Annotated in this window: 6 protein-coding genes; all 6 read left to right on the top strand. The window is 60.7% G+C overall.

Translation table 11 applies throughout. From position 1 onward, the window contains the following. Positions 1-83 precede the first annotated feature (83 nt). The gene (locus ACP7B1_RS00830; protein ID WP_426136258.1) at positions 84-2,615 is read left to right on the top strand and encodes an ATP-binding protein; all 2,532 of its coding nucleotides are present in this window, start codon (positions 84-86) and stop codon (positions 2,613-2,615) included. 7 nt (positions 2,616-2,622) lie between these two features. Further along, the gene (gene tsaE / locus ACP7B1_RS00825) at positions 2,623-4,134 is read left to right on the top strand and encodes a tRNA (adenosine(37)-N6)-threonylcarbamoyltransferase complex ATPase subunit type 1 TsaE (protein WP_426136256.1); all 1,512 of its coding nucleotides are present in this window, start codon (positions 2,623-2,625) and stop codon (positions 4,132-4,134) included. Next, positions 4,135-4,866 carry a nucleotidyltransferase family protein gene (locus ACP7B1_RS00820; protein ID WP_346306562.1) on the top strand — a complete coding sequence of 244 codons (732 nt, stop codon included), beginning with the start codon at positions 4,135-4,137 and terminating at the stop codon, positions 4,864-4,866. Then, the gene (gene addB / locus ACP7B1_RS00815; protein ID WP_346306563.1) at positions 4,859-8,002 is read left to right on the top strand and encodes a double-strand break repair protein AddB; all 3,144 of its coding nucleotides are present in this window, start codon (positions 4,859-4,861) and stop codon (positions 8,000-8,002) included. The genes ACP7B1_RS00820 and addB overlap by 8 nt, the downstream gene beginning before the upstream one ends. Then, positions 7,999-11,502: a double-strand break repair helicase AddA gene (gene addA, locus ACP7B1_RS00810; RefSeq protein WP_346306564.1), complete on the top strand. Its 3,504-nt coding sequence runs from the start codon at positions 7,999-8,001 to the stop codon at positions 11,500-11,502. The genes addB and addA overlap by 4 nt, the downstream gene beginning before the upstream one ends. 75 nt (positions 11,503-11,577) lie before the next feature. Continuing rightward, the gene (gene trxA / locus ACP7B1_RS00805) at positions 11,578-11,901 is read left to right on the top strand and encodes a thioredoxin (RefSeq protein WP_105734109.1); all 324 of its coding nucleotides are present in this window, start codon (positions 11,578-11,580) and stop codon (positions 11,899-11,901) included. The last annotated feature ends 43 nt before the right edge of the window (positions 11,902-11,944 follow it).

The raw sequence follows: 11,944 nt of genomic DNA, 5'->3' as shown, positions 1-11,944 counted from the left end.
TCTTCCAGATGGGCCAAATGGTTGGATCAATCAGATGGGTTGGAACATGAGATATCTGTCAGGATGGGGCGACGACGGTTGATATGAAGATTGGTGATGGGGATGTTCGCGGGAAAGAGGCAACACGCGGAAAGCGGGTGCTGAAGAAACTGCGGACTGTGCTGGCGGGAGCTGGCTCGACTGCTTCTATCCTTGGCACCATGTCTTCCGCTGCTCATGCCGATGATCCGCTTGGCAAGATCAACACCCCATTCGGGGTTGCATTCGGCACGTTTGAAGTCATTCAGTTTGCCATGTTCCTCGGCGCGATGGGCGCGGCCCTGTTGTCGGCGGGCTGGCTGATCCGCGAGCGCAGCCGCATTGCCAGCGAGAATCGCCAGTTGCGCGACAAGGTCGCCGATCTCAATGTCGCGGTTCAGCGCGGCGAAGCGCTGCTCAATCTGAAGGATCAACGGGTGGTTGTGTGGGAAGGCAACTCTGCAACGCCCAATCTCGTCGGCAGCCTGCCGCAGGAAATCGGGGTTCCCGAAGACCGCTCGCTGTTTCTGGCTTTTGGCCGCTGGTTGCGCATTGATTCCGCAACGTTGCTGGATCGCTCCGTCGAGGCTTTGCGCGGCAAGGCGCGTGCCTTCGATATCGTTGTCGAGACGTCGAAGGGAACGCCACTGGAGGTCCAGGGCCGCACGTCCGGCGGCTATGCCATTGTTCGTTTCATCAGCCTCGGCGAGGCGCGCGCCACCCAGGCGCTGCTAAAGACGGAAAACTATCAGCTCAACGAAGCCCTGACCACATTGCGGGGGCTGTTGGAACAGCTGGAAATGCCGGCCTGGAGCCGCGACAGGAGCGGCAAGCTCAATTGGGTCAACATGGCCTATGCCAAGGCGGTTGATGTCAGTGACGTGCATGTTGCCGTGGCGGAGACACGCGAATTGTTCGGGGTACAGGCACGCGAGCGCATCGAGCGCGAGAAAGCGGCAAGCCGGTCTTTCCATGATGAGCTGTCGACAGTGGTCGGCGGCGATCGTCACGTGTTCCGGGTCACGGATGTCGCAAGCAGCGCCGGTTCCGCCGGTCTGGCCAATGATGTCAGCGACATTGAGCTGGTGCGCGAGGAATTCAAGCGCACCGTCCTCAATCACTCGGACACGCTGGACCAGTTGAATTCGGCAGTCGCCATGTTCGATGCGAACAGGAAGCTGCAATTCTTCAATCAGGCATTTGCCAAGCTGTGGGGGCTGGAAACCTCGCTGCTGGAAAGCCGGCCCGACAATGCCATGCTGCTCGACCGCTTCCGCAGCGACGGCACGCTGCCGGAACAGCCGGATTGGCGCCGCTGGAAGGATTCCATGCTTTCGGCCTATCATTCGGTCGAATCACAGGAGCACTTGTGGCATCTGACGGACGGCCGCACCTTGCGCGTCATCGTCAATCCGCAGCCCAAGGGCGGGGTCACCTGGGTTTTCGAGAACCTGACGGAAAAGCTGCAGCTGGAAAGCCGCTACAACACGCTGATCAAGGTACAGGGGCAGACGCTAGACCATCTGGCGGAAGGTGTGGCGGTGTTCGGTTCCGATGGCAAGATTCGCCTGTCCAATCCCGCCTTTGCATCGCTCTGGTCACTGAAAGCCGAACAGGTCGCCGAAGGCATGCATATCTCGGCCATCCGCCGCCTGTGCGAGCCGGTTTCCGATGCAACCCAATGGGAAAGCTTTGTGACGACCGTCACAGGCTTTGACGACAAACGGGAGTCCCTGTCAGGTCATGTCGAGCTGACGACCGGAAAAATCCTTTATTTTGCCTCTGCACCCCTGCCAAGCGGCCAGACCATGCTGACCTTCGTCGATGTAACGGATTCCGTGCGGGTCGAACGGGCGCTGAAGGAAAAGAATGAGGCGCTGGAGCGCACGGATGAACTGAAGAACGATTTCGTCCAGCATGTCTCCTACGAGCTGCGTTCGCCGCTGACCAACATCATGGGCTTTACCGAGCTGCTGCAGACGCCGATGACCGGCCCGCTCAACGAGCGTCAGCGCGATTATCTCGACCATATCGGCACATCGTCCTCGGTCCTGCTGACCATCGTCAATGATATTCTCGATCTTGCCACGGTCGATGCCGGTATCATGGAGCTGGATATCAGTGATGTCTCCGTTGCCGATGCCGTCGCCACTGCCTCCGAAAAAGTAGCTGAACGCCTCAAGGAGCATAACATTCTGCTCGACACCCGCATTGCATCCGGCGCGGGTTCTTTCCGTGCCGATGCCAGCCGTGTCAAGCAGGTGCTCGCCAATCTTCTCAGCAATGCTGCCAATTATGCACCCGAAGGCAGTACGATCACACTGACCTGCGGGCCGGAACACAATGAGATGGTTTTCAGCGTTCAGGACAACGGACCCGGCATGCCGGACTATGTGCTCGACAGTATTTTCAAGCGGTTCCAGCCCTATCCGAACGGTGGCCGCAAGCGCGGTGCGGGTCTTGGCCTTTCCATCGTCAAAGGCTTTGTGGAACTGCATGGCGGCAAGGTCGATATCAGCAGCGCCGCGGGCAGGGGCACGCTGGTGACCTGCCGGTTCCCGCTGGAAGCACGCACCTTCAGCATCGCTGCTGAATAAGGCGCCCATGACGTCCCTGACACTCCAGCTCGCAACGGCAGAAGACACGGAACGGCTTGGTCAGGACATCGGGCTGGCGCTGGTCAAGGGCGATCTTGTCACGCTGTCCGGCGATTTGGGCGCCGGCAAATCGACGCTGGTCCGCGGGCTGATCCGCACCATAGCCAACGACAGTGCCTATGAGGTTCCAAGCCCCACCTTCACGATCGTGCAATCCTATCCGGAACTGCGTTTGCCGATCAGTCACGTGGATTTGTACCGGCTGTCTTCCAGCGAAGAAATCGACGAGCTTGGGCTGGACGAAGCACTGGAGGACGGCGCAGTTCTGGTGGAGTGGCCGGAGCGGGCCGATGACGTGCTGGCCAAGCCGGCGATCCGCATCAATCTGCTCCATGATGGCAATGGCCGCACGGTCGAGATTGACGGGGAAGACGCCGCCCTTGCAAGGCTGCAGCGCTCTCTCGCCATACGCACATTCCTTGGCCGCGCGGGATATGCCGATGCAGACCGCCGCTATCTGCTTGGCGATGCCTCCGCACGCGGCTACGAGACGATCGATACCGGCTGTGAACGTCCGCTGATCCTGATGAACTCGCCCTATAATCCCGGCGGACCGATCCTGCGCGACGGCAAGACCTATATGCAGATCGCCCATCTTTCCCAGTCGGTGACGGCATTCGTAGCCGTCAACCATCTCCTGCGGTCCAATGGCTTCTATGTTCCGCAGATCATGTCCGACGATCTCGACAACGGCTTCCTGTTGCTCGAGAATCTTGGACATGAAGGCATACTCGATGCGGATGGCGCCCCCATCGTCGAACGGTACGAGGCGTCCGTGCGGCTGCTGGCGCGCATGCATGAGCGTTCCTGGGCGCGCGACGTCGAGATTGCCAAAGGCTATACCCATCATATCCATGATTTCGACCGCGACGCCATGATGATCGAAGTGGAACTTCTGTCGGATTGGTATGTTCCGCGGATGGCAGGTTTCCGGCTGGCACCGGAACAGAAGGCAACTTACGTTGCCGCTTGGGATCAGGTGTTTAGTCGGCTTCAGTCTTCGGAAAAGAGCCTGGTTCAGCGCGATTTCCATTCTCCCAACATTCTCTGGCGCAGCGAGGCCAGCGGCATCGACCGCGTCGGGCTTCTCGATTTTCAAGATGCGATGATTGGCCCATCCGCCTATGACGTGGCGTCTCTGGTGCTCGATGCGCGCGTAACGGTCGAGCCTGAACTTCAGCAATACCTGCTGGCCGCTTATATCGAGGAACGGCAGTCCCGCGACAGCTCTTTCAATGAAAGTACCTTCCTGGAGGCCTTTTCCATCATGGCGGCACAGCGCAATGCCAAGATTCTGGGAATTTTTGTGCGGCTGGATGAACGGGACGGCAAACCCTATTATCTCAAGCACCTTCCGCGCATTCAGGCTTATCTGGCCGGCGCTCTCGGCCATCCGTCGCTGACGCCTGTCCGTCAATGGTGCGAAAAGATGGACCTTCTTTCCCTGGAGTTGCAGTGAATGACGATACCCGATACGGCGATGCTTCTGGCTGCGGGCCTCGGAAAACGCTTGCGTCCCATTACCGATACGATACCAAAACCATTGGTAAAGGTAGCCGGCAAATCATTGATTGATTGGGGGCTTGATGCTCTCAATGCGGCAGGTATTGCTCGCGCGGTGGTCAATGTTCACTATCTCGCCGACCAGATGGAACAGCATCTCGGATCGCGGCGCTCGCCGGCGATCGCCATATCGGACGAGCGGGCTGAACTGCTCGATTCGGCTGGCGGCGTCGTCAAAGCCCTGCCCCTGATCGGTCAGGATGCCTTTTACATTCTCAACGCCGATACATTCTGGATCGACGGGCCTCGTCCCAATCTTGTCCGTCTCGCCGAAGCATGGGATGCTTCGAAGATGGACATTCTTGTGATGGTGGCACGCATGGATCAGGCGACCGGCTATGAAGGCCGCGGCGACTTTACCGTGGATGCCGAGGGAAGGCTGCAGCGCTTCCGCGAAGGTGACGCATCACCCTATATTTATGCCGGGGCCGCGATCACGCATCCGCGTCTCTTTGAAGGAAAGCCGGTGGCGCGTGCGTCGCTCAATCGCTATTTCGATGAAGCCATCAGTGCCGGGCGTCTCTTCGGGATGCCGATGCAGGGCCATTGGCTGACCGTCGGCACGCCCGAGGCGATCGGAGAGGCGGAAGCCGTGATTGCCGGCCTCGGGCAGGAGACCCATGGTTGAGCGCCACGGTCCACGCATTTTCTCGATAGCTCCCGGCGACCCGTTTCTTCCCGCTCTGGTCGACGCGGTTCTGTCCGGCAATCTCATTCCCGGTTTTCCGGTCAACCCTGCTGATCCGCTGGCGCTTGCCCGGGCGACGATTTATGTGCCGACCCGCCGCGCGGCGCGGACCCTGCGCTCGCTGCTTGTCGAAAAGAGTCCGGTGAAATCCGCGATCCTCCCCGTTATCCGCCCACTGGGTGACGTGGATGAAGATGCAGCGATGTTCGATATGGGGTCGGACGCGTTTTTCGATCTGCTGCCGCCGGTCAGTTCCACAGAACGGCTGCTTCTGCTTGCACGGCTGGTGCGGCCGTGGCGGGAGCGCCTGCCGGAGCATGTCCGTGCCCTGTTCGGCAATGAGGACATTGCCATTCCGGCAACCACGGCGGATGCCATCTGGCTGGCGCGTGATCTCGCCGGGCTCATGGATCAGGTGGAGACCGAGGCAAGCGGCTGGAGCACGCTGTCGAACATTGTTTCGGAGGAACTGCCGGAGTGGTGGCAGGTGACGTTGGATTTCCTCAATATCGTCACTAGTCTCTGGCCGGATATTCTCAATGAGCGGCACCGCTCCAATCCCGCCGCCCACCGCAATCAGCTGATTGAACTGGAAGCAGAGCGGCTTTTGCGCAACCCTCCCGATGGCCCTGTTATCGCCGCCGGTTCCACCGGCTCGATCCCGGCCACAGCACATCTTCTCAGCGCAATCGCCGCCCTGCCGCAAGGTGCGGTGGTCCTGCCAGGGCTTGATCGCGATATGGATGAACCGAGCTGGCAGGTGCTGGCCAACACACAGGATAATCCGTCCATCTTTGGACATCCGCAATTCGGCCTGAGAAAGCTTCTGGCCGAGCTTGGCGTCCTGCGCCAGGATGTTGTCCGTCTTGGCGCTGTCAGCCCGCAGAAGCGGGCACGTGAGCACTTGTTGGCGGAAGCCATGCGCCCTGCCGAAACAAGCGAGGCGTGGAGTGCGATCAACCGGGAAAGCAACGCGTTTTCCGCGGCGGTCGCGCCCGTCGCCCTGATCGAGGCGGCCAACGAACGCGAGGAAGCACTGGCAGTGGCGATCGCCTTGCGCGATGCCATTGAGACACCCGATAAGACGGCGGCGCTCATTACGGCGGATCGGGATCTCGCCCGGCGTGTGGCCAGTGAACTTGCGCGTTTCAACATTGCCGCCGATGATTCCGGCGGTCATGCCCTGCGCGAAACCCAGCCGGCAACGCTCCTGCGCCTCGCACTGGAAACGGTGTTCAATCCGGGTGACCCTGTCGTGCTGCTGGCTCTGCTCAAGCATCCGCTGACGCGGCTCGGCATGGACCGCAACGCCGTCCGGCAGGCGGCAGAAACCATTGAACTCATTGCCCTGCGCGGCGGCACCGGACGCGCGACCCTGGCAGGACTGGCTGAATTCTTCGAGCGGCGTCTTGCCGAAGGCAGTACGGCTCCATTCGAGCCTGCCTGGCTGCGCCAGATTTCCGCGCAGCGGATTGAGGCCGCGCGGATAGTCTGCGCGGCGCTCGGGCAATGTATGCTTGAGCTCAGTGCCTTCACGCAGGTCGGCGAATCCGTGGAAATATCGGATATCGTCCGGGCGACAATTGCCAGCCTCGAAAATCTGGTCCGCGATGACAGGGGTGATATATCGGGGCTTTATACCGGCGCTGCCGGAGAACAGTTCGCCGCCTTTCTGCGCAATCTCGTGTCCGCCGATTCCGGTCTCGATTTCACGCCGGTTGAATGGCCGGCAATGATTGAAGCCCTGATGGCGGGTGAAGTGGTGAAACCCAAGGCCGGCGCTCATCCGCGCCTGTTCATCTGGGGTGCGCTGGAAGCGCGCCTGCAGACCGTCGATACCGTCATCATCGGCGGGTTGAATGAGGGATCCTGGCCCGGCAAGACCCGCAACGACCCCTTCATGTCCCGGCCGATGAAAGCCGTCATCAACCTGGAACCGCCGGAACGGCGCACCGGCCTTGCGGCGCATGATTTCCAGATGGCGCTCGGCATGGAGCGGGTCATTCTCAGCAGGGCGCAACGCTCGGCCAATGCGCCAACCGTTGCGTCCCGCTGGTTGCAGCGGCTGGAAACGGTGCTTGGCAAGAAGGCCGGTGATGAATTGCGCGCACGAGGTGCGCAATATCTGCATTGGGCCCGGGATATCGACGATGCGCCCGATGAGGACTTTGTCAAACGGCCGGAGCCAAAGCCGCCGCTCGAGGCGCGGCCAAAGCATTTTTCCGTCACGGAAATCGAAACCCTGCGGCGCGATCCCTACGCGATCTTCGCCCGGCGCATCCTGCGCCTGCGTCCTATCGAGCCGCTGATCCGCGATCCCGATGCGGCGGAGCGCGGCTCGCTGTTTCACGACATTCTGGCGCAGTTCACCGAACAGGGCATCGATCCGGTTCGTGCCGATGCGGCAGCCCGGCTTTCGGAGATTGGCCGGCGCTATTTCGATGACATCGCCTTGCCAGAGGAAATCGACGCGGTGTGGTGGCCGCGTTTCCTGAACCTCGTACCCGAGTTCCTGCAATGGGAGCGCGAACGGGCGCCGTTGCTGGCCGAACGCCATCCGGAAATCGCCTCGAAGAAAATCCCGGTCGAAGCGTCAGGTGTCACGCTTTCCGGCCGCGCCGACCGTGTCGATCTGATGCGGGACGGAACCGTTGAAATCATCGACTACAAGACGGGTTCCACCCCCTCGCGTAAACAGGCCCACGTGCTGCTCTCGCCGCAGCTGGCACTGGAAGCGGCGCTTCTCGCCCGCGGTGCCTTTCACGAAGTTGGTGCACGTCAGGCCTCGGATCTGCTCTATGTGCGCTTGCGGCCAAACGGTAGGGTGGATCCCGAATCGATCCTCAAGGTGGGAACAGCGGCCAGCAAGAGCGAAAAGACTGCGCCTGAGCTGGGTGTGCTTGCATGGCTTCGTTTGAATGAACTGCTTGTTGCCTATCATGACCCGCAAAAGGGTTATCTGTCGCGCGCCCTGCCATTCAAGGAAAGCGATCTGACTGGCGATTACGATCACCTCGCGCGGGTGCTGGAATGGTCGGCGGGCGGCGCTGACGATGGCGGGGAGGGCGGGGAATGAAAAAGCCGCTCAACATCCCTAGGGAAACCATTGCCGACCAGAACAGTGCCGCCAATCCGGTGGATTCGGTCTGGGTGTCCGCCAATGCGGGGTCAGGCAAGACACACGTTCTGACTGAGCGCGTCATCCGCCTTCTGCTCGATGGCACCGATCCGTCGAAAATACTGTGCCTGACCTATACCAAGGCCGCAGCAGCCGTCATGCAGAACCGCGTCTTTGCCCGGCTTTCCGATTGGGCAACCATGGATGAGGAGGCCCTGGCGCAGACGATCGAGAAAATCGATGGCAAGCGTCCCGGACCCGCGCGGCTGGCGCAGGCACGCCGCCTTTTTGCCCGGGCATTGGAAACGCCGGGTGGTCTGAAGATCCAGACGATCCACGCCTTCTGCGAGGCGATTCTGCATCAGTTTCCATTGGAAGCGAACATCGCCGGTCATTTTGAACTGATGGATGACATGATGCAGGTGGCGCTGGTGGGGGAAGCACGCCGCCAGCTGCTCCAGACAGCGCGGCTTGGCGGCAATGTCGAGCTTGCGGCCGCCTTCAACGATGTCCTCGACGCGGCCGGCGAATTCGGGTTGCAGGAACTGCTCGATGAAGCCGTCAACAAGCGCCATGACCTGACGCAGTTCATTCGTGACGTGGGTCATGATGCGCTGCGGCGTCCCCTCTTCTTTGCCCAGTTTGGCTTTACCGGCGCGGAGACGGAAGACGATATCCTGTCCACCCTCTGGCCGGTTCCGGAATTCCCGCAGGGCGTGCTGGACGATATCATGGCGGTGCCGAAGGGCGCTTCGCGGGCCCAGGAATTTGCGCTCCTGCTGCGGTTTGCCAAGGTGAATGATCAAATCGATCAGCGTGAAGAGGTGCTGCGGGCAGCGTTTCTGAAAGCGACAGGCGATCCCAAGAGCGGCGGGTATGTCGCGTCGAAGGGCGTGACCGACCGCATTCCTGATTTCATCGAACGCTATGACCGGGCAGCGGACAGGATTTTCAGCGGCCTGGACCGCCTGAAACAGCTGCGGCAGATCCGGCTGACCCTGTCGGCGCTGGTGCTGGTCGACGATCTGATCGGCCGTTACCAGCAGATGAAAAGGGCGCGGGGCCTGCTCGACTTCGATGATCTGATCGTGCGCACGGTGGCGCTGCTGGCGCGGCAGGATGCCGGGCCATGGGTGCAGTACAAGCTCGACAAGGGCATTGATCACATTCTGGTCGATGAGGCGCAGGATACCAGCCCCAACCAGTGGCGGGTCATCCGCCTGCTCAGCGAGGAGTTTTTTTCCGGCAGTACCGCACGCACTGTCCGGCGTACCCTGTTCGCCGTGGGTGATGAAAAGCAGTCCATCTATTCGTTTCAGGGCGCCATACCGGAAGATTTCGCCCGCCATGGCAAGGCAACCGAGAAAAACGCCGAAAATGCCGAGCTGAGTTTCTCCAGGGTCAATCTGAACTTCTCCTTCCGCTCCGTGCCCGACGTGCTGTCCGCGGTGGATGCCGTGTTCAAGCGGCCTGAAGCCAATCGCGGCTTTGGTGCCGATCACGGCGCGACTGTCCACACGGCGATCCGGTCCGGCGATCCCGGTGAAGTGCAGATCTGGGATATGCTGACCCCCGAAACCACGGAACAGGAGGAGGATTGGCGAACGCCGGTCGACAGCCTTCCCGCGCCGCCGGTTCGTCTTGCCGAACAGATTGCCAGGACCATCGATCTCTGGTTGAAGAACGGTGAGGTCATCGAAGGCAAGAACCGGCGTCTGCAGGCGCGCGATATCATGGTTCTGGTGCGCAAGCGCGATCAGTTCATGCCCGCCCTGTCGCGCGAGTTGAAGAAGCGCCATGTGCCGGTGGCCGGTGCCGACAGGCTCAAACTGACGGACCACATCGCCGTCAAGGATTTGATGGCACTTGGCCGTTTCATGCTCTTGCCCTCCGATGATCTGTCGCTGGCGGCATTGCTCAAGAGCCCGATCTTCAAATGGGACGATGACCAGCTTTTCCATCTGGCACACGGGCGGGCGGAAAACGAAACCCTGCATCAGCGCCTGACGATCCGGGCCAAGAGCGATCCTGCGCTGGCGGCCGTCGCCAAGCGCCTGCAGGAGTGGCGCAACCGCGCCGATACGGTGCCGGTGTTCGAATTCTACGCGGATATTCTTGGCAGTGGCGGTGCGCGGCGCGAGCTTCTGGCGCGGCTGGGGCACGAGGCTGGCGACGTGATTGACGAATTCCAGAACTATGCCATCGCCACGGAGAAGACCGGTCTTCCCGGACTGCAGGCCTTTCTGGAAACGCTCGAGGCCGCCACGCCCGAGATCAAACGCGAACTCGACCAGAGCCGCGATGAAGTGCGCATCATGACCGTGCATGCGGCCAAAGGGCTTGAAGCTGCGGTGGTATTCCTGGTTGATTCCGGTAGTTCCGCTTCGTCGGGCGGGCGAACGCCAAATCTTCTGTCGTTCCCGATGAAAGAAGAAGAGGGATGGCAGGGCAAGGGCTTCCTTTTCGTGCCGTCCAAATCCTATGCGACCGCCTTTACCGGCTCCATCGTCGACAGCCTGAAAGTACGGTCGGAAGAGGAATATCGCCGCCTGCTCTATGTCGGCATGACCCGTGCGGAGGATCGTCTGATCGTTTGCGGTTACCGCGGTGCCCGCCAGTCTCCGGATACCTGGCACGGTCTTGTCGATGCGGCGCTGACGGATGTGAGCGAACCGTTCGATCATCCGGTGGAGGGTGTCGTCGCAAAACATTACCGCGAGACGGCGCGGACAGGTGGTCCGGTGCAGGAGCCGGAATTGGTGCCGGCGGCATCGGTAATGCCTTTCCCATCCCGCTATCGTGCGCCCATGGCAAGGGAGGCCGGGTTGCCGCGCCCGCTGGCGCCGTCCGGCGTGTCTCTTCTGATCGAGCCCGAAGAGGAAGAGCCACTGGTCACCGGCTCGCCGGTTCTCGGCGCGGAGGGCACCGATCCCGCCTTCGCGATCCGGCGCGGTACGGTCATCCATGCGCTGCTACAGACATTGCCCAATCTGCCCGTCGCCCAGCGCCGCGCTGCCGCCGACCGGTATCTCTCCCGCGCTGCCTTTGACTGGAAGCCGGAAGAAATCGAAAGCGCCCTGCAATCGGCATTCGCCGTCATGGACGATCCGCGTTTCGCGCCAGTCTTCGCGCCCGGTTCCCTCGCCGAAATCGCAGTCATGGGCACGTTGCATCTGCGCGGCAAGGATCATGCCGTATCCGGTGTCATTGACCGGCTTGCAGTGAGCGAAAGCCGTGTGCTGATCGTCGATTACAAGACCAACCGCCCGGCGCCGCGCAACCTGAAAGAAGTGCCCGACGCCTATGTGGCGCAGCTGGCACTCTACCGGCAATTGCTGGAGCCGCTTTATCCTGGAAAGAGCGTGGAGGCTGCTCTGCTGTTCACCGAAGGCCCGCATCTCATCGATATTCCGGTGAATGAGATGCAGGCTGCCCTTGCCCGTCTCACCGCATCGTGAGATGACCGAGCTTGACGCGGGTGGGTAGACTCACCACATGATGGGCAACATTCAATAACCGATAAGGAAAAGCCGATGGCTACCGTCAAGATCGACACCAGCAATTTCCAGTCCGATGTACTTCAGGCAGGTCAGCCTGTTGTTGTTGATTTCTGGGCCGAGTGGTGCGGCCCCTGCAAGATGATCGCCCCTGCCCTTGAAGAAATCGCTTCGGAAATGGCTGGTAAGGTCACGATTGCCAAAGTCAACATCGACGAGAATCCGGAACTTGCAGCCCAGTTCGGCGTGCGTTCCATTCCGACATTGCTGATGTTCAAGGATGGCGAACTGGCTGCCAATCTGGTTGGCGCTGCTCCCAAGAGCAAGCTCAGCGACTGGATCCGTAATTCAGCCGCATAAGCTGAAGTCATAGACATTGATCAAACCCGGCATTTGTGCCGGG

It is taken from the genome of Phyllobacterium sp. SL163, assembly GCF_049896885.1.
In the GTDB taxonomy this organism is placed as follows: domain Bacteria; phylum Pseudomonadota; class Alphaproteobacteria; order Rhizobiales; family Rhizobiaceae; genus Phyllobacterium; species Phyllobacterium calauticae.
The sequence above is the reverse complement of the archived record's forward strand: the minus strand, read 5'-3'. Positions and strand labels throughout refer to the sequence as shown.